This window comes from Mesorhizobium subarcticum (genome assembly GCF_055456085.1).
On record NZ_CM144237.1, the window covers coordinates 6,222,063 to 6,245,558 of the forward strand.

The window sequence follows — 23,496 nt, forward strand, 5'->3', positions numbered from 1 at the left end:
TAGTATGAAGAATAAGAAATTTTTCAGCACGGCGCGCACGTCAAGGGTCGCTGTCGCGGTTTCCAGCGGCTCCACCGCGTTGCACGCAACGGTCGTCGAGCAGATCGGCCTGCGCATCGTGCAGGGCGACTTCCTGCCCGGCGAGGCGCTGCCCAATGCCGACGATTCCAGCGAGATGCTGGGCGTCAGCCGCACAGTGCTGCGCGAGGCGATCAAGGTGCTGGCGGGCAAGGGATTGGTCGAATCGCGGCCGAAGACCGGCACACGCGTGCGTCCCCGCGCCGACTGGAATTTCCTCGACCCCGACGTCCTTTCGTGGCGCTACGCCGGCGCCGTCAGCGCCAACGACGTCCGCGCGTTGTTCGAATTGCGCCGCGCCATCGAGCCGATGTCGGCTGCGCTTGCCGCCCAGCGCGCCACCCCGGCGCAAATCGCCGAGATCAATGCCGCACTGGCCGAGATGGAAGCGGTGGTCGATGACGGCGACCGCTTCGCCAAGCCCGATCTTTTGTTTCACCAGACCATTCTGCGCATGACAGGGAATGAGCTGATCGGCTCGCTGGCCGCGTTGGTCGAGACCGCTCTCGTGATGAGCTTTCGGCTCTCCAACGACAATCCGGAAGGGCAGCACCACTCCTTGCCGCTGCATCGCGAGGTCGCCGAGAAGATCGCCGCCGGCGACGCAGCCGGCGCGCAAAAGGCGCTGCTGGTGCTGATCGACAATGCCGAGGACGACGTGCGCCGCAGCGTCGAGAACCGCAACAAGCGCCGCCAGGATCGGGAACAGACATCGTGACCGAGCCCAAACGCAAACTGCGGTCCGAAGCCTGGTTCGGTGGTGAAGGCAAGAACGCCTTCATGCACCGCAGCTGGATGAAGAACCAGGGCATACCAGCCGATGCTTTCGATGGCCGCCCGGTGATCGGCATCTGCAACACCTGGTCCGAACTGACCCCGTGCAATGCGCATCTGCGTGCCTTGGCCGATCACGTCAAGCGCGGTGTCTATGAAGCCGGCGGCCTGCCGCTGGAATTCCCTGTCATGTCGCTGGGCGAGAGCAACATGCGCCCGACCGCCATGCTGTTTCGCAATTTGGTCAGCATGGATGTCGAGGAATCGATTCGCGGCAATCCCATCGACGGCGTCATCCTGCTGGTCGGCTGCGACAAGACCACGCCGGCACTGCTGATGGGCGCGGCTTCGTGTAATTTGCCGACCATTACCGTCTCCGGTGGGCCGATGCTCAACGGCAAGTTCCGTGGACAGGACATCGGCTCGGGCACCCATGTCTGGAAATTCGCCGAGGAAGTGAAAGCCGGCCGCATGCCAGTCGCCGACTTCCTTGCCGCCGAGCAGGGCCAGAGCCGGTCGGCCGGCAGCTGCATGACGATGGGCACGGCCTCCACCATGGCCAGCATGGTGGAAGCGCTCGGCATCGGCATGCCGGACAATGCCGCGATCCCGGCGGTGGATTCGCGCCGCGGCGTGCTTGCCCAGATGGCCGGACGCCAGATCGTCGAACTGGTCCGCAGGGACGTGAAAATTTCCGATATTCTCACCAGGCAAGCGTTCGAAAATGCCATCCGCGTCAATGGCGCGATCGGCGGCTCGACCAATGCGGTGCTGCATCTGATCGCCATCGCCAACCGTATCGGTGTCGATCTCAGCCTCGAGGACTGGGACCGCCTTGGCCGCGACGTCCCAACCATCGTCGACCTGATGCCGTCGGGCCGGTTCCTGATGGAAGATTTCTACTATGCCGGGGGGCTAGCTGCGGTCATGGCGTCGCTTGATGAAGTGGGGCTTCTTCATCGCGACGTCATGACCGTCAGCGACAAGACCATCGGTGAATTGATCGACGGCGCGCCGAACTACAATAGCGAGGTCATAAGGCCGATGAGCGAGCCATTGACCGAGCAAGGCGGCATCTCGATCCTGCGCGGCAATCTGGCGCCCAATGGTGCTGTCATCAAGCCATCGGCGGCAACGCCCGAACTGATGCAGCACCGCGGCAAGGCCGTCGTGTTCGAAAACATCGAGCACTACTACGCCCGCATCGACGATCCGGAGCTTGATATCGACGCCTCCTCCGTCATGGTGCTGAAGAACTGCGGACCGCGCGGCTATCCAGGAATGGCCGAGGTCGGCAACATGCCGCTGCCGGCCAAGCTGCTCAAGCAAGGTGTCTCCGACATGGTGCGCATTTCGGACGCGCGCATGAGCGGCACCGCCTACGGCACGGTGGTCCTGCATGTGGCACCAGAGGCTGCGGCTGGTGGTGCACTGGCGCTGGTGCGCGATGGCGATCTCATCGAACTCGACGTCGCCGGCCGCCGGCTGGAGCTTCTGGTCTCGGACGAGGAACTGGCGATCCGCCGCCGCGACTGGAAGCCGCCCGCGGCTCCGCAAGGCGGCTACCAGAGCCTCTATGTCGAGCGTGTGCTGCAAGCCGACAAGGGCTGCGACTTCGACTTCCTTGTTGGCCGGCGCGATGCCGGCATCCCCCGGCATTCCCACTAGAGAGGCGCGCAATGACGGATGAAATCGGCAGCTACGCGACCTACCCGAGCCTCAAGGACCGCAGCGTCTTCATCACTGGCGGCGGCAGCGGCATCGGCGAAAGCCTGGTGCGCCATTTCTGCGCGCAAGGCAGCCGCGTCGCCTTCGTCGACCTGGCTGAGGAACCCTCGAAGCGTCTGGTCGATGCGATTGCGGCCGAGGGACATCGCGCGCCGCTGTTTATTTCCTGCGACCTGCGCAATGTCGAGGAACTGCAGGCAGCAACTGTCCAGGCCAAGCTGCACAACGGCCCGATCCAGGTTCTGTGCAACAACGCCGGCAATGACGATCGCCATCAGACCAAGGATGTGACGGTCGCCTACTGGGACGACCGCATGGCGGTCAATCTGCGTCACCAGTTCTTTGCCGCGCAGGCGGTGCGCCCACAGATGGGCTCGCTGGGCGGCGGCTCGATCATCAATTTCGGCTCCATCACCTGGATGGTCGGCGATCCCGATTGCCCGGCCTATGTCACCGCCAAGGCAGCCGTCTACGGCATGACGCGCGCGCTGGCCCGCGAACTCGGCCCCGAGCGCATCCGTGTCAACTGCATGGTACCGGGCTGGGTGATGACCGAGCGCCAGATGCGGCTTTGGCTGAACCCGGCCGGTGAGCGCCAGATCGCAGAAAGGCAGTGCCTGCCCGACCGGCTGCAGCCCTCCGATATCGCGCGCATGGCACTGTTCCTCGCCGCCGATGACAGCCTGATGTGCACGAGCCAGCAGTTCATCGTCGACGCTGGCTGGGTGTGATCTGCACCGCTCCAAGGGAAGAAGGTTTTTCATGCGTCTTGTTCAGTACACAACGATCGATGGCAGCAGGCGGGTTGGCCGCGTCTCCGATGACGGCAATCACTTGCACCCACTCGACAAGACCAGCTCCGTGCTGGAACTCGCCGAAGCAGCGATCGCTCAGGGCACATCCATCGCAGCGCTGGTCGAGAAGCGGACCAGCAAAGCTACGGTCGACTACGACGAGCTGCTGCGCGATGGCCGTGTGCTCGCCCCCGTCGACCATCCGGAGCCGGCGCGTTTCCTGGTCACCGGCACCGGCCTCACCCACACTGGAAGTGCCTCCGCGCGCAACCAGATGCACTTGCTGACACATGGCGAGAAGGCCGAGGAATCGGATTCGCTGAAGATCTTCAAGATGGGCCTGGAAGGCGGCAAGCCCGGCGTCGGCAAGATCGGCATCCAGCCGGAATGGTTTTTCAAGGGCGTCGGCACCTGCGTCGTGCCGCCGGGCGCCGATCTGCCGATGCCGGCATTCGCGAAAGCCGGTGCAGAGGAAGCCGAGATCGTTGGGCTTTATCTCAATGGGCCGGACGGCCATCCCTATCGCATTGGCTATGCACTCGGAAACGAATACTCCGACCACGTGACGGAGGGCGAGAACTATCTCTATCTCGCCCATTCCAAGCTGCGCTCCTGCTCGATCGGTCCGGAGCTTTTGGTCGGCGACCTGCCCGAGGAAGTGCGCGGCCATTCCCGCATCCTGCGCGACGGTGCCGTTGTCTGGGAGCAGGAGTTCCTGTCGGGCGAGACGCACATGTCGCACTCGATCGCCAATCTCGAACACTTCCATTTCCGCTACCCGATGCACCGCAGGGCGGGCGATCTGCACGCCTATTTCTTCGGCGCTGCGGTGATGAGCTACGCCTCCGGCATCAAGACGGCGCCTGGCGACGAGTATGAAATCCAGGCACAGACATTCGGCAAGCCATTGCGCAACAGGATGGTGTCGGTGCCGGACGAGGGACTGGTCACCGTCACCCCGCTGTGACGGCGCAGCCCGGAAATTACGGTCCACCAGAACGACAATGGGAGATTGAAAAATGGGACTGAAGAAAGCCTTTCTAAGACTAGCGACCATCGGGCTCGGCATCGGCCTGATGACATCGGCGGCGCTGGCCGCGAACCTTCGCGTGCTCGCCTGGGACGGTTACGCCGACCCGGACTGGGTCAAGGATTTTACAGCCGCCACCGGCATTGGCGTCGATGTCGTCTTCATCGGCAGCGATGACGAGATCTGGGCCAAGATCAAGGGCAGTGAAGGCCAGGATTTTGACGTCTTCGCCGTCAACACCGCCCAGCTGCAGCGCTACATCAAGGCCGATCTGGTGTCGCCGATCGACGTGACGAAGCTGCCCAACCAGAAGGACGTGCTGCCTCGCTTCCGCGATCTGTCGCAGGTTAGCGGCGACACCAAGGACGGCAAGGTCTACGGCATTCCGTTCTGCTTCGATTCCATCGGGCTGATCTACGACACCGACAAGGTCAAGCCGGCGCCGACCTCGATGTCGGTGCTGTGGGATCCAGCCTACAAGGGCAAGATCCTGGCCTACGACAATGGCGAGCATAATTTCTCGTTCACCGCACTGACGCTCGGCTACAAGGATCCGTTCAACCTCGACGCCGAGCAGATGGCGGCGGTGAAGGCCAAGCTGGTCGAGCTCAAGCGCAATGTGCTGAGCTTCTACACCACCGCCGATGAGGCGCAGCAGATCTACCAGAACAATGACGTTGCACTGATCTGGGCCAATTACGGCCAGCAGCAGGTCAAGGCGCTGCAGAAGATCGGCGCCCATGTCGCCTACGTCAATCCGAGCGAAGGCGCGCTGGCCTGGCTCGACAATTGGGTCATCTCCAAGGGCGTCCGCGACAATGCCGCGGCCGAGAAATGGATCGACTTCATGCTGACCAAGAAGGTCAGCGGCGCGCTTTCCGAGCGCACCGGCTTCGGCAACACCGTGGTCGAGTCGAGCAGCGCTGGCGGCAACGACAAGCTGGTCTGGCTCAACAATGTCGAAGACCCGCTCAAGCGTTCGGATCTGTGGAACGAGATCAAGGCGACGCCCTGATCCTTTCCGCACCTGACTTCCAAGGACCCGGCGGTCCGGACATTCCGGACCGCCGCAGCGTATGCGAGAATAGTCTATGAACCAGAACACCGACCTGCTGACGCTGCGGTCCGTCTCGAAATCCTACGGCACGGTTCCCGTGCTGCACGACATCGACCTGTCGATCAAGGACGGCGAGTTTCTGACCGTGCTTGGACCGTCGGGTTCGGGCAAGACCACGGTGCTGCGGCTGATCGGCGGGCTGGAACCGCTGACCGCGGGCGAGATCCGGCTGGACGGCCAGGACATCAGCCGCATGCCGATCAACAAGCGGCCGTTCAACACCGTGTTCCAGGACTATGCGCTGTTCCCGCACATGACCGTTTCCGGCAATGTCGGCTACGGACTTTCGGTGCGCCATATCAAGCGCAAGGAGATTACGCGCCGTGTCGCGGAGGCCCTCGAGCTGGTGCAGCTCGGGCGTTTCGCCGACCGCTTCCCGGCACAGCTCTCCGGCGGCCAACGCCAGCGCGTTGCGCTGGCCCGCGCGCTGATCTGCCAGCCGCGCCTGATCCTGCTCGACGAGCCGCTCGCGGCACTCGACCTGGAACTGCGCCGGCAGATGCAGGAATTCCTGAAATCCATCCAGCGCGAAATCAAGACCACCTTCCTGTTCGTCACCCACGACCAGGAAGAAGCGATCGGCATGGCCGATCGGATCTGCGTCATGCAGGCTGGCCATATCCGCCAGCTCGGCACGCCGCACGACCTCTACTACAAGCCGAATTGCGAGTTCGTGGCGCGCTTCTTCGGCGAGAACAATCTGGTTCCCGGAAAGCTCGGGGCGGCGCAGGGCAAGCAGCGGCCTATCGAGACCGCACTTGGGCGCCTGGTCTGCTCGATCAGTGACCAGCCGCATCTGAAGGCCGCACCAGACGGCGCCAGCGCCTTCGCGGCGTTCCGTCCCGAGGCCTTGCATCTTGCGGATGCCAAAGACGACGGCAACCGCTTTTCCGGCACCATCGCCGACCTGGCCTTTGCAGGCTCGTCAACCGTCGCCACGATCACAGCGGGGTCGGACAATGCCGCGCAACGGCTACGGCTGCGCATGCCGAGCAGGATCGACGGCAGCGTGCTGAAGTCAGGCGAGACCGTCTCGCTTTCGTTTGCGCCGCATGAAGGCCATCTGGTGCTGGCATGAGCGCGGCCGGCTCGATGCAACCCGCGGAAAGGCGCCTGTCGCTGCTGGTCACGGTGCTGGCTTTCGCGCTGCCGGTGATCTTCGTCCTCGTGCCGCTGGCGATCTTCCTGGTCTACAGCTTCTTCAGCGTCGACCAAGGCACGATCATCTACGCGCCGACGCTCGGCAATTATGTCAGGTTCTTCACGGACCCGATCTTCCTGCCGGTGTTCTGGAACACCATCGTGCTGTGCGTGTCGGTGGCGGTCATCTGCATCCTGCTCGCCTACCCCGCCGCCTATTTCCTGACGACGCTGAAAGGGCGCTGGCGCTATGCCTTGCTGATGCTGCTTCTGGTGCCGCTGCTGATGAGCTATGTCATCAAGATCTACGCCATCCGCAGCATCCTCGGCCTCAACGGCTTCCTCAACAAGGCACTCGTGGCGCTCGGCATATTGCAGCAACCGTCGAACCTTTTCGTGTTCAACATGAACGCCATCCTGTTGACGCTGAGCCTGCTTTTGATCCCCTTCGCCATCCTGCCGATCTTCCTGTCGCTTGAGCGCATCCCGCAGACCTTGCTGCGCGCTTCCGATGACCTTGGTGCCAGCGGCTTGCAGACTTTCCTGCGCATCACCTTGCCGCTCAGCCTGCCCGGCGTCGCCTCGGCCGCGAGCTTCGTCTTCGTGCTGGCGATCGGTGATTTCCTGACGCCGCAGATGGTCGGCGGGATCAGCGGCTTCACCTTCGGCCGCATCCTCTACAGTCAGTTCGGCACGGCCTATAACTGGCCGTTCGGCGCCGCACTCTCGGTGGCGCTGGCGATCGTGGTGATCTGCGCCATCCTCATCGGCGAACGCTTCGGACGCAACCGGGGGACGTCGATATGAGCGCCCTGCCCCGGCCCTCGAGCATCTTCCTGGCCGCCATCACGACGCTGGTCGCGGTGCTGCTCTACAGCCCGCTGTTCGTGCCGATCGTGTCGTCGTTCTTCACCATCTCGCATGGCAATGTCGACTGGTCGTCACCGACCCTTGCAACCTATGTGGCGCTGGCCGAGAACCACGACATCCTGGCCGCTTTGCGCACTACGCTGATCGTCGGCGTCTGCACCGTCGTGCTGTCAGTGGTCAGCGGAACGCTGCTGGCGCTCTACTATCACCGCCGCCGCCCCGGACGCTCCTTCCTGCAGTTCATCATCTTCCTGCCCTTCCTGATGCCGCCGATCATCAGCGGCCTGGCCCTGCTGATCTTCTTTCGCGAGATCCACCTTGAACGCTCGCTGCTGACGGTCGTCATCGGCCATACCGTGTTCGTGCTGGCAATCGTCTATCGCACCGTGCTGATGCGGCTGCAGTCGATGAGCCGCACGCTGGTCGAAGCGTCCTACGATCTTGGCGCCACCGGCTGGCAGACCTTCTGGCGCATCATCCTGCCTAACCTGTCGAGCGCGATGGTCGGCGGCGCCATCCTGGCCTTTGCGCTGTCATTCGACGAAACCATGATCACCATCCTGGTCACCGGCACGCAAAGCACGCTGCCGGTACGGCTGTGGGCGATGATGCGGCTTGGCTTCTCGCCCGATATCAACGCGCTGGTCGCGCTGATCCTGATGTTCACCGTGCTGCTCTGCGTGCTCGCCGCCCGTTTTCTCATCCCCAGGCAAATGGCGACGGAACGGACCTGAGCTCTCGAAAGCCCGTCATCGCGCGGGGGCCGTTGGATCGAGATCGAAGATCCGTCCCCGGTTAAGGATGTCCTTCGGGTCAAGCGCTGTCTTCAGCCGCCGCATCGTGGCGATTTCGGCGTCGCTGCGCACCAGATGCAACCACTGCTTCTTGTCGAGGCCGATGCCATGTTCGGCCGAAACGCCGCCGCCCGCCGCTGCGACACCGCGATAGACGATGCCGTAGGCCGCTGCCGGATCCGCGGTCAGCACCTGATAGTGCAGATTGCCGTCGCCGAGATGGCCGAAGACATAGATGTCGGCGCCGGGATCGACGGCATGGATGGCGGCATCCGCTTCCCGCAGGAACGCGCCCATGCGCGACAGCGGGATGCTGATGTCGACGCCGATCAGGCCCTTGATCGAAAACAGGACGCGGTTGGCGTCCTCGCGCACATCCCACAGCGCCCGGAATTCGCGCGGTGACTGCGAGACGACGACATCGTCGACCACGCCGTCCTCGACCGCTTGCATCAGAACTTCGGCAAAGCGTTCGCCGTCGCGCTCGGGCTCGCTGCCCTGGATTTCGGCTAAGACATAGACGGGCGAGCCAGCCGGCAACGGCGCCGGCATGGCCATGCTGCCAACCATGACGTCATAGAGCGGCGCGAAATTCACCTCATAGGCAGACAGTAACGGGCCAAGCTTTTGCCGCAGCAGCCCGAGCAAGGCGATTGCGGCGTCGAGCGAAGCGAGCGCGCAGAAGGCGTTCACCTCCGATGCCGGCTTCGGATGCAGCCTGAGCGCGGCGCGGGTAACGACGCCAAGCGTCCCTTCCGCGCCGATAAACAACTGACTGAGGTCGTAGCCGGAATTGTCCTTGGGCAGGCCCTTCAGCGAGGACAGCACGCTGCCATCGGCAAGCACGGCCTCCAGCCCCAGCACCTGCGCCCGATACATGCCATAGCGCAGCACGCGGATGCCGCCCGCATTGGTGGCGATGTTGCCGCCAACCGTCGCCGAACCGCGCGCGCCGATATCGACACCGAACATCAGCCCGGCGCCATCGGCGGCCTCCTGCACCGCTTGCAGCGTTGCACCCGCTTCGGCGACGATGCTGGCTGCTTGGCTATCCGGTGCGGCAAGGCCGGTCATGCGTTCCAGCGACAGCACGATCTCGCCCGGCTGGACGCGTGCGCCACCGGCTAGGCCGGTGCGTCCACCCTGGACGACGACCGGCTGGCCGACAGCGTTGCACCCGGCGAGTGCTGCCGCGACACCAACAGTATCGCGCGGACGCAGCACCACTTCCGGCAGCGCGCCAAGCTTGCCGTCAAGATCATCGCGATAGCGCTGGTCGACATCGGCGCCGGCAAGCACGCCGCCTGCGCCCAGCCGATCGCCAAGAGCGGAGAGAAGTCGTTGCGTTTCAGGTGACATAGGGCTCAGACGCCTGCGTGGCGAAACGCGGCGTCTGCATCCTCGGACCGGATGGCCCGATGAGTATTCCTGTCCAACACGCGCGCCATCCTTCCATTGCAGCCGGTCGATCCTATTCTGGATCGCCTGCCGTGCAAGCGATATCGGCCTGCTCCAGGCGAGGCCGGCATCAATCGCGATGTGACGCGATCGATGCCGGAATTGCGCGGCCTTACTGAAGCTTGGCCTGCAGGGCGTTGACGTCGTCGGTGGTCATTTCGCCGTCGGTCGTCACCTTGCCATCGACGATCTTCCACAGCCGGAACGGACCGGTGATGTCGCCATATTTGTCGAAGGCGACCGGGCCGATGACGCCTTCATAGCGGATCGGCTTGCCGTCCTTGATCAGGCCGAGCGCCTTGGCGAACTCCTCCTTGCCGGCAAAGATCGGCGTGCCGGCCGGATCGACCGCCTTGTACATCGCATCCTTGATCTTGGCTGGATCCTCGGAACCGGCGATGGCGATGGCCAGACCAACAATGGCGCCGGCATCATAGGACCGGTCGGCCGCCGGGTTGGACGGCTCGATGCCGGAGAACTCCTTGTAGTTCTTCATGAAGTAGTCGGTCGAGGCCGTCGGGCTGGTGCCCGAGGAGGTGCCATAGGCCTCCTTCAGGTAGTCGGCGCCGACGGACTCGATGAAATCAGGGCTGTTCATGCCGTCATTGAGCAGGAATTTCTGCACGCCACCCTGCGAAATCCAGGTGCGGGCGACCGTTGCACCGTCGACCGGCGTGCTGACGAGATAGAGGCCGTCCGGCTCGCCGGCCATCGCCGCCGTGACTTCGGAGGCATAGCTCGACTGCTTTTCATTGTAGGGCGTGTCGGAGACGATGGTGCCGCCGAGCGCTTTGTAGGCGCGCGAGAATTCGGCGACCATATTGACGCCGAAGTCATTGTTGACGTGGATGATCGACAGCTTCTTGAAGCCCTTGTCGATGGCGTATTTGGCCGCGGCAACGCCCTGCAGCGCATCGGACGTGATGGTGCGGAAGAAGATGCCGTTGGTCTTGCCGTCGCGGCCAAGCGCCGTCAGCGTCGGCGACGATGACGCCGGCGAGACCTGGACGATCTTGGCCGGTGCGGTGACCGACGTCAGGATCGGAATCGACACCGACGAAATGATGCCGCCGATGATCACCGGCACCTTCTTGACCTGCACCAGCTGGGTGGCGGCATCGACCGCTATGTTGCCCTGGCTCTGGCTGTCGCGCGTGTCGGTTGCCAGATCGCAGCCGCGCACGCCGCCGGCTGCATTAATGTCGCGGAAGGCCATCTCGACAGACTTGGCGCCGGCCTGGCCGTATTCGCCGGCCGGACCGGTCAGTTCCATGACGAGGCCGACGGTGATCTTGCAGTCGGCCGCCTGCGCCGCACCGGCCATCGTGACGAGGGCAAGTGCCGTGGTGAGTTGGAGTATCGTCTTTGTCATTGTTGTTCCCCTTTCGTTACTCGACTCTAATTTGATCTCTGGAGCCTGTTCAGCGTTCCGGCACCTGCAGCCAGGTTTCATGCAGATGCCGCCATTCGACGCCGTTGGGCGCCGATGAACTGGTGGTGAAGACGGCGCTTGACTGGCGGCGGCTGTGCTTGCCGGCGCGCAGCTGCGCCTCGACGTAGAAGACGACGATCGTGTCGGCGCTTTGCCAACCGGGGCGGATGTCCTCGATCGAGATGGTAAAGCCGTCATCACAGGAGGCCCGGCTTGAGCGCACATGGTCGACGACCGCGGAGCGATCCAGCACCTTGCCGTCCGGCGTGACCATGCCGAGGTCTTCGCCCATGACATGCTCGAAACGGTCGAAATCCACCGTGTCGGCACGCGCAGGGACAAACCAGTCGACGAAGAAGCGATGCAGGTCGACGACCTCGGCGCTGGCACGCGAAAACAGGGAGGGTCTGCCGCTCATTTCTTCCCCGCATTGAGGTTGTAATGCATGATCGAGCCATGGCGGCCATGGCGGTCGCGCTCCAGCGTGTAGACGTCACCGTCGAGCCCGGTCCCTTGCGCGATGACGGCGGTAATCCGCGCCTGGTCGTCGGCATCGAGTGCGACGTCCATGATGCCAGCATTGGCCAGCGCATGCGCCTGGTTGCGGGCCCCGACGATGACGGCCGCAACTTGCGGTTGTTCGAGCACCCAGGCGCTGGCGATGGTGGCGATGTCGACGCCATGCCGGTCGCCCACGGCTTTCAGCACCTGAAGCAGTTGCTGGAACAGGTTCCAACCGCCAAAATCGTCGATGATCAGCTTGTACTTGACCAGCGAGCGGTTTTCGAGCGGCGTGGTTGGCTCGGCAACGCCTAGCCATTTGTCGCTGAGGAAACCGCCGGCGACGGAACCATAGCAAAGGAAGCTGACGCCGTTTTTCGCGGCGAGTGCGGCGAGGCTGTTGGCCGGTCGCTGGTCGAGCACGGAATATTGCAGTTGCTGGCTGACCAGCGGAATGCCTGCGGCGAGGATTTCGGCAAGCCGCGGCGTGTCGAAATTGGTGGTGCCGATATTGCGCACCTTGCCTTCCAGCCGAAGCTCGTTGAGCCAGCCCATCGCCTCGACATAGCGAGGCTGGTCGTAATCCCACCAGTGGAACTGCACCAAATCGATCCGCTCGGTCTTCAGCCGCCGCAACGATTGGTCGACGATGCCCCTGATGTAGTCGCGGCTGACGGTGGCCAGCCGTTCGAGGTCGGGCACCAGCTTGGTGTGCACCTTCATCCTGGCGGCGACATCGAGGCCGCGCTCGCTGGCCAGCCGCAGGCGCGCGGCACCGATCAGTTCCTCGACGCCGGTGTAAATGTCGGCGCAATCATAGGTCCAGATACCGGCATCGAAAGTGGCGATCAGATCGGTCACCGCCTGGCTGCGGTCGATGGCACCGTGGCCGCCGGCAAGCTGCCAGCCGCCGCGGATGACGCGCGAGATGGTGTAGCCGGGACTGAGCTCGAAGGTCTTGGCGGTCATATCTGGTCGTTCTCCTTCGGCAGCGGCACGGCCGTGGTTTCGGCATGGCTGAACCGCCGCTTGGCCAGCCTGACGATGCGGAGCCGGCTGGCGCAATTGGGATCAGGACAGGCGATCTCGGCGTCCGAGGTCATCCAGTCATTCCTGTCGGTCGGGCGCTGCTTTGCCGCCAGAAACGGCAATACCGAGGCAAGCGAATAGATCGAAAAGCTCTGCCCCGCCGGCATCGACAGCATCTCGCCCTTGAGCTCGAAATAGTCGCCAGGCTTGGCGCCGCAATAGATCGGCTTGCCTTCGGGGATGATCGCCTCGACGCGAAGATCGAAGAGCTCGAAACTGTCGTCAGCCATTCGAGGTCTCCACCAGGCTGAAGGTGATGTCGCAGGCGCCATTGCGCCGGATCACGCCGCAGGCGGCGGCGAAATGGTCGCGCTCGCCGGCAGGCACCTGCGCCACGACGCTGCCAGCCAGCCAGCCGATCGGAAACAGCAGCCGCGCGCCCTGCCCGTAGTACAGGCCGATGTCGAAGATCGCATTGGGATTGCCGCCCCACATGCGCGGCGGCACGTAGGACAGCACGATGTCGCCCGGCTGCGGTGTCAGTGTTGCATTCTCGGCCGGCAAGGGCCTGGCATAGGCTTGGCCCTCGAGATCAGCCGATGGAACCGGACAAGAAATTTCCGGGCCTGTCCACATCGCATGGATGCCCGGAACGACGCGCGGTGTGGCGAGATACGCCTGAAGAAACGCCGCGTTTTCCGGCGCCTTTTCGGGCAGCAGCAGCGCCGTCACGGAAAGCTTCGAGCGCGGCTCGGTGATCCGGATGGCTGTCATGGCTGATCTTTCGTGGCAGCGGATTGCAGCTTGTCACGCAGGAACGCGAAAGGCCGACTGATATCGGCCACCAGCGCCTCGCGCGCTGCTTGCGCATCCTGTTTGGCGAGGGCCGCGACGATGCGGCGGTGATAATGCGCGGTATCGACCTCGCCGGCATCGGAGAAAGCGTAGATGGCGACACGGATGCAAGGTCCCGACTGCAGCCACAGGCTTTCGATCATCGGGATCAGCACGGCAGAGCCGCAGCAGCGGTAGATCTCGAAATGGAAGCTCTGGTTGAGCGTCGCTTCGCGGTCGATATCCTTCTTGTGCTTCAATGCCCGCATCTCGTCCCACTCGCCGAGCATTGCTTCGATGGAAGCGATCTGGCGCGGGCTCATACGGGTGGCGGCAAGTGCGATCGCTTCGCCCTCGATGAGTGAGCGGGCGCGCAGAAGATCGTCGATGCGTTCCAGCGTGATCGGCGGCACGCGCACCGAGCGGTTGGGCAGTGCCTCCAGCGCCTTTTCCGTGATCAGCCGCCCAAGCGCTTCGCGCACCGGCATGGTCGAGGTGACCAGTGCATCCGCAAGGCCGCGGATGGTCAGCACCTGGTTTGGCTCGAAAAGGCCACCGATCAAGGCCCGGCGCAACTCGGAATAGACGCGATCCTGCACGGTCTCGCGGCCGACCGGCGTAAGCTGGGCCGCGATCGTTTCGTTGTTGCGCTCGATGGCAGCCTTTTGCATGGCACTCCCGGTCTTGCCCCGTTTTCGGCTTGCGGATGAAATTAAAGCCGAATAGCGTGATCAAAGCAAGTGTGATCACAAATCAAAAATCAGGAGGCGGCAACGACCGTCTTCGGCCAGAGGGTTTGATGAGCGAGGCAACCGAACGGCAAGGGCGGGAGACCCGTGCACCGGTTCTGACGGCAAGAAATGTCGTCAGGCGGTTCGGCGGCCTTGTCGCCGTCAACAATGTCTCGTTTGACGTCAAAGCGGGCGAAATCCTTGGCCTAATCGGCCCCAATGGCGCCGGCAAGACGACCATGTTCGACCTGCTCGCCGGCAGCATTTTGCCGACCAGTGGCGATATCTTTCTCAACGGCACGCGCGTCTCCGGAGAAGCCGCGCATCTGCGCATCGGTCGCGGCCTTGGCCGCACCTTCCAGATTCCGCGCCCGCTGCCCAATCTGACGCTGATCGAAAACATCATGCTGGCGGCACAGGGCCAGGCCGGCGAAAAATTGCTCGCCAATTTCGTCACGCCGTGGCGGGTGGCGGCGCAAGAAAAAGTGGCCAGGGCAAAGGCGCTCGACCTTCTGGAACTCGTCACCCTCACCCACCTCGCGGAAGAGCCGGCGCGCGTGCTTTCCGGCGGCCAGCGCAAGCTGCTCGAGCTTGCCCGCGTCATGATGGCGGACCCAGCGATCATCCTGCTCGACGAGCCGGCGGCCGGCGTCAACGCGACGCTGCTCGAAGTCATCATCGACCGTATCCGCGACATCAACGCGCGCGGCATCACCTTCCTGCTGATCGAACACAACATCGACATGGTGACGCGGCTCTGTCATCGCGTGCTGGTCATGGCGAGCGGCCAATTGCTCAGCGAAGGCACGGCGGAAGAGGTCGCCCGCGACCCGCGCGTCATCGAGGCCTATCTCGGGGGCGCGGCATGAGCGAGACCGTGCTCGACGTCCGCAACCTCGAAGCCGGCTACGAACCCGGCGTGCCGATCGTACGCGGCGCCTCGATCACTGTCAGCAAGGGCGAGATCGTCGTCGTGCTCGGCCCCAACGGTGCCGGCAAGTCGAGCTTTATCAAGGCGATCGCCGGCCTGGTCCCGATCACCGGCGGCACGGTGTTTCTGGACGGTAAGGACATCACGGCAGCGCCCGCCCACACCATGGTGCGACTTGGTCTGGCCTTCGTGCCGCAGACCGAAAACATCTTTCCGCTGATGTCGGTCGAGGACAATCTCAAAGTCGCCTGTGGAATTCTCGGACGGCGCGACATCCCCGGCCGCATCGAGGAAATGTATGCGGCCTTCCCCGACCTTGTCCGCCAGCGCCGCACCGCCGCCGGCAATTTGTCGGGCGGACAGCGGCAGATGCTTGCTGTCGCACGCGCGTTGATCGTCCACCCCAAGGTGTTGGTGCTCGACGAGCCATCCGCCGGCCTGTCACCAAAATTCGTGTCGATGGTGTTCGAGATGCTGGCCGGCATCCGCCAATCCGGCGTCACGATCCTCCTGGTCGAACAGAACGCCAAGGCAGCCCTGGCCATCGGCGACCGCGCCTATGTGCTGGTCGAAGGCAAGGACCGGCACGAGGGCGTTGCGTCCGACTTGTGGAATGACCCAGTGGTGGCCGAACTCTATCTCGGCCAGCGCCCGCTCAAGGCCGAAGGAGGTGCGGCATGAGCCTGCAATTTGTCGTCGACGGATTGCTGACCGGCTCGATGATCGGCCTTGGCGCCATCGGCGTGACGCTCACCTATTCGATCCTGCGCTTCTCCAACTTCGCCCATGGCGACTTCATGGCCTGGGGCACCTATGCGACGCTCACCGCCGTCAGCGCCATCGGCGCGATGTTCGGCAAAGTGGCTCCCATCGGCCCGCTGTCGTTCGGCTGGCCGCTATTGGTTGCGCTGGTTGCCGGCATGGCCTTCACCGCCCTGCTGGCTCTGCTGCTCGACAAGGTGCTGTTTTCGCGGCTGCGCTCGCAGGGGCAAGCGATCATCGTGGTGATGGCGAGCTTCGGTGCCTCGATGGCGCTCAGAAGCCTGCTCGAATTCACCTTCACCTCCCGCCCGACCTATTTCAGCCGGGCGATCCAGATCGCCATGCCGGTCGGCTTCGGCATCCGCATCACCCCCGACCAGATCGCGCTTTTGCTGCTGACCGCTGTGCTGGTGCTTGGCGTGCACCTGTTGATGACGCGCACGCAGACCGGCCGTTCCATGCAGGCCTTAAGCCAGAACGCGGCGCTGGCCCGCATCGTCGGCATCGACGTCGCCTCCGTGGTGCGCGTCACCTGGATCATCGGCGGGGCGCTGGCCTGCGTCGCCGGCGTGATGATCGGCATTCTTGTGCAGATCCGCCCGTTCATGGGCTTCGACATGCTGCTACCGATGTTCGCTGCCGCCATTCTCGGCGGCATCGGCAGCATCCCGGGCGCGGTGCTCGGCGGCCTGATCATCGGGCTGGCCGAAGCCGGCGCGGTCCAGTTGATCGGTGCCGAATGGCGCGCCGCGGTTTCCTTCATCATCCTGATGGCGGTGCTGTTCGTGCGGCCGATCGGCCTGTTTGGTGTGAGGGAACGCTGATGGACCTGCTCGGCTACGGCGCCTTCTTCCTGACCACGGCGCTGATCTTCTCGCTGGTCACGCTGGGGCTCAATCTGCAATGGGGGTTGACCGGCCTGTTCAATGTCGGCCTCGCCGGCTTCGTCGCCATAGGCGCCTATACTTCCGCGCTGCTGACCACACCGGACGATGCGGCTCGGCTCGGTGGCTTCGGCCTGCCGATTCTGGTCGGCTGGCTGGGCGCCATGGTCGTCGGCGGCATCGCCGCGGCGCTGACCGGCATAGCGACGCTGCGTCTCAGATCCGACTATCTGGCAATCACCACCTTTGGCGTCGCCGTCGTCGTGCAACTCGTTGCGCTCAACGCTCAGAAATTGACCGGCGGCCCGTTCGGCATCGGCTTCATCCCGCGCCCCTTCGGCGGCCTTGCCGAGACGCCGCTGCTGTTCAACCTGTCGAACCTCGCCGTCGTCGCGGCGGTGACCTTGATTGCCTATCTCGCCTTGGAGCACCTGTCGCGCAGCCCATGGGGACGCGTGCTGAAAGCTCTGCGCGAGGATGAGCGCGCGGCGATCTCACTCGGCAAGAGCGCGCGCTTCTACCGCGTCCAGGCTTTTGCCGTCGGTGGTGCCATCATGGCTCTGGCCGGCGCGTTGCAGGCGCATTTCACCGGCTTCATCGCGCCCGACAATTATCTGCCGATCCTGACCTTCCAGGTGTGGGTAATGCTGATCGTCGGCGGCTCGGGCAGCAATCTCGGCGCCGTCATCGGCAGCATCCTGGTGTGGGGGATCTGGGCGGGCTCAGGCACGCTGACCAGCGTGCTGTTTGCGCCCGAGCAACAGGCACGCGCCGCCTCGCTGCAGATCGTCGCCATCGGCGTCATGCTCTGCGTCATTCTACTGATCAGGCCGAACGGATTGTTCGGCGACAGGGCACAGCGCCGCTTCGGCAAGCGGGCCAAGGCGGTCGTAACCAAGACCAGTTCCGGCTCATGACCGCTGCAATCCGCCAGGAGGCGCACGGCGCTTCGCTCTGGCACGCCGTCAGCCGCAATCGCCGCGACCGGCCGGCGCTGCAAGGCGGTCTCGGTGTTGATCTCGCCATCGTCGGCGGCGGCTTCTCCGGTCTTTCAACTGCCCTGCACGCTGCCGAGAGAGGGCTTCGCGTCGTCGTTCTCGAAGCCGAGATCATCGCCTGGGGCGCAACCGGCCGGAATGCCGGTTTCGTCGTCCCCAACTTTGCCAAGATGGACCCGGAAAACATCCTTGCGCATCTCGGCCCCGAGCGCGGCGAACGCCTGATCGACTTTGCCGCCGGCAGCGCCGAGCTGGTCTTCGGCCTTATCAAACAGCACGGCATCGACTGCGACGCCGTGCAGAGCGGATGGATCCAGCCGGCGCATTCAGCTGCCGCCTTCGAGAAGGTCAAATCGCGGGCCGGGCAATGGGCGCGGCGCGGCCGGCCAGCCGTCACGCTGGATCGGCAGGAAACCGAAGCGCTGACGGGCGTTCGCGGCTATATCGGCGGCTGGATGGACCGTTCGGGTGGCGTGCTCAATCCAGTCGCCTACGCGCACGGGCTGGCCGATGCGGCGGAGAAGGCTGGCGCTGAGATTTTCGAGCGCGCACCGGTCACCTCGATCGATCGTGTGGCCGACGGCTGGACGCTGAGAACGCCATCGGGCTCCGTGCGTGCCGGCAAGGTGCTGATCGCCACCAACGCCTATGGCGGGTCGCTCAATCCGCTGCTGCGGCGGAGCTATATTCCGCTGAAGGTCTTCCAGATCGCGACTGAGCCGCTGCCGCGCGACGTGCGCGCGCGTCTGCTTCCTGGCGGGCAAGGCGCCGGTGACACCAGGCGCAATCTCTTCACCTTCCGCTTCGATGCTGACAACCGATTGATCAGCGGTGGCATGCATATTCTGGGCGCCGGCGCAGACACGCGCGTGCCGCAAACAATCTGGCGACGGCTAAGCCATCATCTCGGCATGCCGGACCTGCCGCCGCTTGCTTACAGTTGGTCGGGAATGGCTGCGGTCGAACCGGATTTCCTGCCGCACCTCCTGGACCTTGGACCGGGACTGATCGCCGGCCGCGCCTGCAATGGACGCGGCATTGCGATGACGACGGCGATGGGCAAGGTGTTGGCCGACTGGGCTAAGGGAATCGAGGCGCGTGATTTGCCGCTGCCCTTTGCGCCGCCGGCGCCGATCCCGTTCCACGCGCTGCTGCGGCACGCGCCCAACATGCTGCTGGGATGGAGCATGCTGCGCGACCGGCTGGACGAGGCCAGATAGGGCGGTCGCGTCTCGCCGCGCGGATCAGTCGGCCGTGCGGAGATTTTCGGCGAGAATCGCGGCTGCCACGGCGATGTCCTGTTCAAGGGAGGCCCGGACAGCAGGGCCATTGCGCTGCTCCAGCGCGGCAACAATCCTGCGATGCGCGTCGTTGGACTGCGGAATGTAGCGATCAGCCCGCATCAAAAGCTTGAGATAAGGACCGACCCGGCCCCAGAGATCGCGGATCATGTTCAAAACGATCGGTGCGCCGGCATGCTGGTAGATGGCGAAGTGGAAGGCTTCGTTCAGCGTGAGGTAGGCCCGGGCGTCGCTTGCCTCGATGGCGTGCTGCATGCCGACCAGCATCGCCTGGATGTCGACCAGCCCGCTTTCACTCATCCGCGACGCTGCCATCTCACCCGCCAGCCCTTCGACGGCGATGCGTATATGGGTCAGCTCCTCGAAAGCGGCGGCCGACAGCAAAGGCACGATGACAGAGCGGTTGTTCTGCATCTCCAGCAGCCGCTCGGCGACCAGCCTTTGCAGCGCCTCTCGGATCGGCGTCGTCGAGATGCCGAACGTCTCGGCAAGCTTGCGGATGACCAGTGTCTGGCCCGGGCTGAAACCGCCTGAAATCAATTCCTGCTTGAGCGCGCCATAGGCGCGGTCGTTCAGGGTTTGATGTTCGAGCTTCAGCATGCGCGGTCCCGATCACCAGTTCGACAAAGCGCGATCGAGCGTTTCGGCCAGTTGCTCGGCATTGTCCCTGGCAAAGGGCAGCGGCGGCCTGATCTTGAGGACATTGCCGCGCGGACCGCAGGACGAGATCAGCACGCCATCCTCGCGCATGGCTTCGACAACCGCCGATGTCTTGCTGGCGGCCAAGGCCTCGTCGCCCTCCGCTGTCAACTCGACGCCGAAATAAAGGCCGTTGTGCCTGACATTGGCGACCATGCCATGCCGACCCTGCAGCGCGTCCAAGAGTTCGCCCGTATAGGCGCCGACATTGCGCGCATTCTCGATCAGCCCCTCACCTTCGATCACGTCCAGAACGGCGATGCCGACGGCGGCCGCGACCGGATTGCCGCCGAATGTATTGAAGTAGCCGGTGTTGGAGCCAAAGGACGCGACAAGCTGCGGCCGCACGAGCACCGCCCCCATCGGATGCCCATCGCCGATCGGCTTGCCCATGGTGACGATGTCGGGCTCGATGCCATAATTGGCAAAACCCCACATGCCCTGGCCAAGCCGGCCGAAACCGGACTGGACCTCGTCAGCGATGACGATACCGCCCGCCTTTTTGACGTGATCCGCCGCCTCGCGCATGACAGCCGCATCGGGGAAGAAGATGCCGTCGCTGGAGAACGCAGAGTCGAGCAGCAGCGCCGCCGGGCGAATATTTTGCGCACGCATGTCCTCTATGGCGGCGGCGACATTTCCGGCGAAATCATGCGCCGCGCGGCCATGGTCGCGGAACGTGTCCGGTGCCGCCACGGTCCGGTGGTGCGCGGGCACACTCTTGGCGCCAACTGCCGCCGGCGACAGCTGCGCGGTGGCGATCGTGGCGCCGTGATAGGCGAAGTCGGTGATGATGACGCCCGTGCCGCTGCTCGAATGCTGGGCGATGCGGATGGCGAGGTCGTTGGCCTCGCTGCCGGTGCAAGTGAACATGGCATGGCCGAGATGGGCCGGAACGGTGCCGAGCAGTCTTTCCGCGTAATCGAGGATGATCTCGCTGAGATAGCGCGTGTGCGTGTTGAGCGTGGCGGCCTGCCCTGACAGGGCCTCGACGACGCGCGGATGGCAGTGCCCGACCGAAGCGACATTGTTGTAGGCATCGAGGAATTTACGGCCGTGGGCATCGTAGAGCCAGACGCCGCTGCCGCGCACCAGATGGATCGGGTTGCGGTAGAAGGCACGGTAGGTCGGCCCAAGCAGCCGCGCACGGCGCTCGAGCAGGGCTTGCTCGGATATCGTCGGGCCGGCATTTGCAGGATATGGCGAGGACTGGGACATGAGCATCTACTCCGGATTGGAATGGTCGAGAAAATAGCGGCTGGCCTCATCGGACGAGAGCCCGTCCAGCCGTTCGAGCGAGGCCCAGACCTCGGTGATGAGGCGCAGCACATAGTCGCGTTTGGCCGGAAACCGCTCGGCCTGCCAGCTGGCGATGTTGGCGATGAGCGCAAGGCGAGCACGGATCAGATCGAAAAGAATGCCGATCTCTTCGACCTCCAGAGGCTGCACTGATTGATAGCCAGCAACGAAGCGCGCGGCCGGGGCCAGCGGATGGCCTTGCGCCGGCCAGCGGTAGACGGCGCCGATGGCGAGATCGCAGATCAGCGGCGAATGGATCATGTCGCCGAAATCGAGGATGCCGGTCACGACTTCCGGCCGTGAGGCGTCCATCACCACATTGTAGGAATTCATGTCGTTGTGGACGATCTGGGCGCGCAGGGTCGGGATGACCGGCGCCGCATGCTCCTCGAAAGCGTCCATGACGCGTTCGACCATGGCCCGGTGGCCGGTGTCAGTGATGTCAGCCAGCATCGGCCGTGTCTTGGCGACCTTGCGGATATCCCAAAGCAGGTCGCTGCCGGCGGCCGGATGGAAGAAGCCGCGCAGTGCCCGGCCAAGCCGGGCAAGGAAGATGCCGAGATTGCGATCCTGCGCCGCTGACGTTGGCGAACGCGAAAGCAACTGCCCTGGCAGATAGGTGACCAGCCGGATGATGCGCGGCGCCGATCCGCCGACGCCGACCGTGAATTGCGCATCGCCTTCAAGGTTCTTGCGCACAGAGGGAACCGGCAAAGTCGGGTCGACCGCCAGGATATGGTCGAGCGCCTTGTTCTGGAAATCGGTGAAGCCGGCTTCTTCCGCCGGGTGGGAGACCTTGAGGACGAACTCGCTCCCGCCGTCGGTCTGGATGTGGAAATTGTGGTCGCGTTCGCCGGGTAACGGGCGCGCGCTGCCGGTGAGGCCGTAGTGCCGGCGCAAGATGGCCAACGCGTCGGCGATCGAAACGTCAGGCGCGTCCTCGGCGAGCGTTTCGCCGAAAGCGTCAGTCACGGCTGCGTTCATGAGCTCGCCACCGGATCGATCGGCTCAAGACCGCACCAGTCAGCGATGAACAGCGCGATGGTCTGCGTGACCTTGCGCACAGAATCGAGATCGACGGCCTCGTCATAGCCATGCGGCATGCGGCAGATCGGGCCATAGACGATGGCCGGCGTGTCGGCATAGAGGCCAAAGAAACGCGCGTCCGTCGTCGCCGAGGTGACGTGTTCCGTCAGCGGCTCGCCCCAGACGGCAGTGTGGCTGCGCCGCAGCACGGCCTCCATATCGTCCGCCCCCTCCAGCACATAGCCCTCGGCCATGAAGCCGTTGTAGCTCATCTTGGGCGGGCGATTGGCGAGGAACGGATCGGCACGCGCCGCATCGGCGATGCAGGCTTCGAGTTCGGCCCTGGCGTCCTCGAGTTTCTGGCCGGGATAGGTCGCCACCCGCATCTCGAAGACGCAGCGTGCCGGGACGCTCGACGTCCACTCGCCGCCCTCGATCTTGCCGAGATTGAAACGGATCGGGTGCGGATGATCGTGAAAATGCTTGTCGTCCACCTTGCGCGCGTTCCAGACGATTTCGAGCTGCTTCAACGCCTGGATGATGACGAAGGCCTTTTCGATGGCGTTGGCGCCGGCCGAGAAAGCGCCGGAGGCATGCTGTGGATCGCCATCGACCTCGACCCTGAACCAGATCGGTCCGACCTGCGCGCGCATCAGCCTTGGCTCCAGCGGCTCGGGAATGAAGGCGGCATCGGCGCGGTAGCCGCGCTGCAGGCAAGCGAGCGCGCCATTGCCGGTGCATTCCTCCTCGACCACCGACTGGAGGTAAACATTCGCGGCCGGCTGATAGCCGAGGCTGCGCAAGGCGGTCAGCGCGTAGAGACAAGCTGACAGGCCGGCCTTCATGTCGCCGGCACCACGGCCATGCATCCAGCCATCCTCGATCGCCGGATCGTAGGGATCACGTTTCCAGCGGTCGATCGGCCCCGTCGGCACCACGTCGATATGGCCGTTGAGGATCAGCGAGCGGCCGGTGGCGTTTCGCGGGGTGTGGGTGGCGACGACGTTGAAGGCGTCGTCATAGGAGACAGCAACGGGTGAGAAGCCTGGCAGATCGCGGATCGCGTCGACGTCGACCCGCCACATGTCGACCGCATAGCCGTCGGCCTGATAGGCAGCGGCCATGAAAGATTGCGCAGCGTGCTCCTCGCCGCGCTGGGAGGGAAAGCGCACGAGATCCCCCAGGAATGCGACTTGCCGCGCGAAGCCGTCATCGACTGCAATTAGGATGGCTTCGTCGGCAATTCGCTCAGGCATTGTATTCCGCTTCCCTTTGAATGGTGTATC

24 protein-coding genes are annotated in these 23,496 nt (G+C 64.1%); 13 read left to right on the forward strand and 11 right to left on the reverse strand.

Annotated features, from left to right (window positions below):
• The first annotated feature begins 4 nt into the window (after nt 1-4).
• The 8 genes from ACZYHG_RS30480 (at nt 5) to ACZYHG_RS30515 (ending at nt 8,265) form a co-directional block, all read left to right on the forward strand.
• Nucleotides 5-796 (forward strand): FadR/GntR family transcriptional regulator, encoded by a 792-nt coding sequence (locus tag ACZYHG_RS30480; protein ID WP_464611739.1) that lies wholly within the window; start codon nt 5-7, stop codon nt 794-796.
• The gene (locus tag ACZYHG_RS30485; protein WP_464611740.1) at nt 793-2,520 is read left to right on the forward strand and encodes an IlvD/Edd family dehydratase; all 1,728 of its coding nucleotides are present in this window, start codon (nt 793-795) and stop codon (nt 2,518-2,520) included. The genes ACZYHG_RS30480 and ACZYHG_RS30485 overlap by 4 nt, the downstream gene beginning before the upstream one ends.
• Nucleotides 2,521-2,531: 11 nt before the next feature.
• Nucleotides 2,532-3,311, forward strand: a complete 780-nt coding sequence (locus tag ACZYHG_RS30490; RefSeq protein ID WP_464611741.1) for an SDR family NAD(P)-dependent oxidoreductase — start codon at nt 2,532-2,534, stop codon at nt 3,309-3,311.
• Nucleotides 3,312-3,342: 31 nt separating this feature from the next.
• Nucleotides 3,343-4,341, forward strand: coding sequence for an AraD1 family protein (gene araD1 / locus ACZYHG_RS30495; RefSeq protein WP_464611742.1), 999 nt, complete (start codon nt 3,343-3,345; stop codon nt 4,339-4,341).
• A 52-nt stretch (nt 4,342-4,393) separates the two neighbouring features.
• Nucleotides 4,394-5,419, forward strand: coding sequence for an ABC transporter substrate-binding protein (locus ACZYHG_RS30500; protein WP_464611743.1), 1,026 nt, complete (start codon nt 4,394-4,396; stop codon nt 5,417-5,419).
• Between the two features lie 76 nt (nt 5,420-5,495).
• Nucleotides 5,496-6,599: an ABC transporter ATP-binding protein gene (locus ACZYHG_RS30505; RefSeq protein ID WP_464611744.1), complete on the forward strand. Its 1,104-nt coding sequence runs from the start codon at nt 5,496-5,498 to the stop codon at nt 6,597-6,599.
• Nucleotides 6,596-7,468, forward strand: a complete 873-nt coding sequence (locus tag ACZYHG_RS30510) for an ABC transporter permease (protein ID WP_464611745.1) — start codon at nt 6,596-6,598, stop codon at nt 7,466-7,468. The genes ACZYHG_RS30505 and ACZYHG_RS30510 overlap by 4 nt, the downstream gene beginning before the upstream one ends.
• Nucleotides 7,465-8,265 carry an ABC transporter permease gene (locus ACZYHG_RS30515; protein ID WP_464611746.1) on the forward strand — a complete coding sequence of 267 codons (801 nt, stop codon included), beginning with the start codon at nt 7,465-7,467 and terminating at the stop codon, nt 8,263-8,265. The genes ACZYHG_RS30510 and ACZYHG_RS30515 overlap by 4 nt, the downstream gene beginning before the upstream one ends.
• A gap of 15 nt (nt 8,266-8,280) precedes the next feature.
• On the opposite strand, the gene ACZYHG_RS30520 is transcribed toward ACZYHG_RS30515, so the two are convergent.
• From ACZYHG_RS30520 to ACZYHG_RS30550, 7 genes are all read right to left on the reverse strand, one after another.
• Nucleotides 8,281-9,684: an FAD-binding oxidoreductase gene (locus tag ACZYHG_RS30520; RefSeq protein ID WP_464611747.1), complete on the reverse strand. Its 1,404-nt coding sequence runs from the start codon at nt 9,682-9,684 to the stop codon at nt 8,281-8,283.
• A 211-nt stretch (nt 9,685-9,895) separates the two neighbouring features.
• Nucleotides 9,896-11,155 (reverse strand): ABC transporter substrate-binding protein, encoded by a 1,260-nt coding sequence (locus ACZYHG_RS30525; protein WP_027034008.1) that lies wholly within the window; start codon nt 11,153-11,155, stop codon nt 9,896-9,898.
• 49 nt (nt 11,156-11,204) lie between these two features.
• Nucleotides 11,205-11,633 carry a DUF4440 domain-containing protein gene (locus ACZYHG_RS30530; RefSeq protein ID WP_464611748.1) on the reverse strand — a complete coding sequence of 143 codons (429 nt, stop codon included), beginning with the start codon at nt 11,631-11,633 and terminating at the stop codon, nt 11,205-11,207.
• Nucleotides 11,630-12,685: an aldo/keto reductase gene (locus tag ACZYHG_RS30535; RefSeq protein WP_464611749.1), complete on the reverse strand. Its 1,056-nt coding sequence runs from the start codon at nt 12,683-12,685 to the stop codon at nt 11,630-11,632. Before ACZYHG_RS30535 ends, ACZYHG_RS30530 begins: the two co-directional genes overlap by 4 nt.
• Nucleotides 12,682-13,035 (reverse strand): TIGR04076 family protein, encoded by a 354-nt coding sequence (locus ACZYHG_RS30540; RefSeq protein ID WP_464611750.1) that lies wholly within the window; start codon nt 13,033-13,035, stop codon nt 12,682-12,684. Before ACZYHG_RS30540 ends, ACZYHG_RS30535 begins: the two co-directional genes overlap by 4 nt.
• Complete coding sequence (locus tag ACZYHG_RS30545) at nt 13,028-13,519, reverse strand: DUF3830 family protein (protein WP_464611751.1); 492 nt, start codon at nt 13,517-13,519, stop codon at nt 13,028-13,030. The genes ACZYHG_RS30540 and ACZYHG_RS30545 overlap by 8 nt, the downstream gene beginning before the upstream one ends.
• Nucleotides 13,516-14,250 carry a GntR family transcriptional regulator gene (locus ACZYHG_RS30550; protein WP_464611752.1) on the reverse strand — a complete coding sequence of 245 codons (735 nt, stop codon included), beginning with the start codon at nt 14,248-14,250 and terminating at the stop codon, nt 13,516-13,518. Before ACZYHG_RS30550 ends, ACZYHG_RS30545 begins: the two co-directional genes overlap by 4 nt.
• A 128-nt stretch (nt 14,251-14,378) precedes the next feature.
• On the opposite strand from ACZYHG_RS30550, the gene ACZYHG_RS30555 reads away from it, so the two are divergent.
• The 5 genes from ACZYHG_RS30555 to ACZYHG_RS30575 are packed head-to-tail and all read left to right on the forward strand — an operon-like array spanning nt 14,379 to nt 19,105.
• Nucleotides 14,379-15,179, forward strand: coding sequence for an ABC transporter ATP-binding protein (locus tag ACZYHG_RS30555; RefSeq protein ID WP_464611753.1), 801 nt, complete (start codon nt 14,379-14,381; stop codon nt 15,177-15,179).
• On the forward strand, nt 15,176-15,922 hold the full coding sequence (locus tag ACZYHG_RS30560) for an ABC transporter ATP-binding protein (protein ID WP_464611754.1): 747 nt from the start codon (nt 15,176-15,178) through the stop codon (nt 15,920-15,922). The genes ACZYHG_RS30555 and ACZYHG_RS30560 overlap by 4 nt, the downstream gene beginning before the upstream one ends.
• Nucleotides 15,919-16,827, forward strand: a complete 909-nt coding sequence (locus tag ACZYHG_RS30565; protein ID WP_464611755.1) for a branched-chain amino acid ABC transporter permease — start codon at nt 15,919-15,921, stop codon at nt 16,825-16,827. The genes ACZYHG_RS30560 and ACZYHG_RS30565 overlap by 4 nt, the downstream gene beginning before the upstream one ends.
• A complete protein-coding gene (locus ACZYHG_RS30570; RefSeq protein WP_464614826.1) occupies nt 16,824-17,804 on the forward strand; it encodes a branched-chain amino acid ABC transporter permease in 981 nt (326 codons plus the stop codon). The genes ACZYHG_RS30565 and ACZYHG_RS30570 overlap by 4 nt, the downstream gene beginning before the upstream one ends.
• Complete coding sequence (locus tag ACZYHG_RS30575; protein WP_464611756.1) at nt 17,801-19,105, forward strand: NAD(P)/FAD-dependent oxidoreductase; 1,305 nt, start codon at nt 17,801-17,803, stop codon at nt 19,103-19,105. Before ACZYHG_RS30570 ends, ACZYHG_RS30575 begins: the two co-directional genes overlap by 4 nt.
• 24 nt (nt 19,106-19,129) lie before the next feature.
• Here ACZYHG_RS30575 and ACZYHG_RS30580 read toward each other — a convergent pair whose 3' ends face one another.
• The 4 genes from ACZYHG_RS30580 to ACZYHG_RS30595 are packed head-to-tail and all read right to left on the reverse strand — an operon-like array spanning nt 19,130 to nt 23,466.
• Nucleotides 19,130-19,786 (reverse strand): GntR family transcriptional regulator, encoded by a 657-nt coding sequence (locus ACZYHG_RS30580; protein ID WP_464611757.1) that lies wholly within the window; start codon nt 19,784-19,786, stop codon nt 19,130-19,132.
• Between the two features lie 12 nt (nt 19,787-19,798).
• Nucleotides 19,799-21,109, reverse strand: a complete 1,311-nt coding sequence (locus ACZYHG_RS30585) for an aspartate aminotransferase family protein (RefSeq protein ID WP_464611758.1) — start codon at nt 21,107-21,109, stop codon at nt 19,799-19,801.
• Entirely contained in the window at nt 21,110-22,168 is a 1,059-nt protein-coding gene (locus ACZYHG_RS30590) for a phosphotransferase (protein WP_464611759.1), read from the reverse strand. It abuts the gene before it with no gap.
• Nucleotides 22,165-23,466: an ArgE/DapE family deacylase gene (locus tag ACZYHG_RS30595; protein ID WP_464611760.1), complete on the reverse strand. Its 1,302-nt coding sequence runs from the start codon at nt 23,464-23,466 to the stop codon at nt 22,165-22,167. The genes ACZYHG_RS30590 and ACZYHG_RS30595 overlap by 4 nt, the downstream gene beginning before the upstream one ends.
• Nucleotides 23,467-23,496 lie beyond the last annotated feature (30 nt).

Bases quoted from the DNA above. Each gene is read 5' to 3' on its own strand.
- ACZYHG_RS30550 (WP_464611752.1), bottom strand. From the start codon at position 14,250: ATGCAAAAGGCTGCCATCGAGCGCAACAACGAAACGATCGCGGCCCAG.
- ACZYHG_RS30590 (WP_464611759.1), bottom strand. From the start codon at position 22,168: ATGAACGCAGCCGTGACTGACGCTTTCGGCGAAACGCTCGCCGAGGAC.
- araD1 (WP_464611742.1), top strand. From the start codon at position 3,343: ATGCGTCTTGTTCAGTACACAACGATCGATGGCAGCAGGCGGGTTGGC.
- ACZYHG_RS30575 (WP_464611756.1), top strand. From the start codon at position 17,801: ATGACCGCTGCAATCCGCCAGGAGGCGCACGGCGCTTCGCTCTGGCAC.
- ACZYHG_RS30525 (WP_027034008.1), bottom strand. From the start codon at position 11,155: ATGACAAAGACGATACTCCAACTCACCACGGCACTTGCCCTCGTCACG.
- ACZYHG_RS30565 (WP_464611755.1), top strand. From the start codon at position 15,919: ATGAGCCTGCAATTTGTCGTCGACGGATTGCTGACCGGCTCGATGATC.
- ACZYHG_RS30555 (WP_464611753.1), top strand. From the start codon at position 14,379: ATGAGCGAGGCAACCGAACGGCAAGGGCGGGAGACCCGTGCACCGGTT.
- ACZYHG_RS30595 (WP_464611760.1), bottom strand. From the start codon at position 23,466: ATGCCTGAGCGAATTGCCGACGAAGCCATCCTAATTGCAGTCGATGAC.
- ACZYHG_RS30490 (WP_464611741.1), top strand. From the start codon at position 2,532: ATGACGGATGAAATCGGCAGCTACGCGACCTACCCGAGCCTCAAGGAC.
- ACZYHG_RS30580 (WP_464611757.1), bottom strand. From the start codon at position 19,786: ATGCTGAAGCTCGAACATCAAACCCTGAACGACCGCGCCTATGGCGCG.
- ACZYHG_RS30515 (WP_464611746.1), top strand. From the start codon at position 7,465: ATGAGCGCCCTGCCCCGGCCCTCGAGCATCTTCCTGGCCGCCATCACG.
- ACZYHG_RS30505 (WP_464611744.1), top strand. From the start codon at position 5,496: ATGAACCAGAACACCGACCTGCTGACGCTGCGGTCCGTCTCGAAATCC.
- ACZYHG_RS30545 (WP_464611751.1), bottom strand. From the start codon at position 13,519: ATGACAGCCATCCGGATCACCGAGCCGCGCTCGAAGCTTTCCGTGACG.
- ACZYHG_RS30560 (WP_464611754.1), top strand. From the start codon at position 15,176: ATGAGCGAGACCGTGCTCGACGTCCGCAACCTCGAAGCCGGCTACGAA.
- ACZYHG_RS30535 (WP_464611749.1), bottom strand. From the start codon at position 12,685: ATGACCGCCAAGACCTTCGAGCTCAGTCCCGGCTACACCATCTCGCGC.
- ACZYHG_RS30540 (WP_464611750.1), bottom strand. From the start codon at position 13,035: ATGGCTGACGACAGTTTCGAGCTCTTCGATCTTCGCGTCGAGGCGATC.
- ACZYHG_RS30480 (WP_464611739.1), top strand. From the start codon at position 5: ATGAAGAATAAGAAATTTTTCAGCACGGCGCGCACGTCAAGGGTCGCT.
- ACZYHG_RS30510 (WP_464611745.1), top strand. From the start codon at position 6,596: ATGAGCGCGGCCGGCTCGATGCAACCCGCGGAAAGGCGCCTGTCGCTG.
- ACZYHG_RS30520 (WP_464611747.1), bottom strand. From the start codon at position 9,684: ATGTCACCTGAAACGCAACGACTTCTCTCCGCTCTTGGCGATCGGCTG.
- ACZYHG_RS30500 (WP_464611743.1), top strand. From the start codon at position 4,394: ATGGGACTGAAGAAAGCCTTTCTAAGACTAGCGACCATCGGGCTCGGC.
- ACZYHG_RS30530 (WP_464611748.1), bottom strand. From the start codon at position 11,633: ATGAGCGGCAGACCCTCCCTGTTTTCGCGTGCCAGCGCCGAGGTCGTC.
- ACZYHG_RS30585 (WP_464611758.1), bottom strand. From the start codon at position 21,109: ATGCTCATGTCCCAGTCCTCGCCATATCCTGCAAATGCCGGCCCGACG.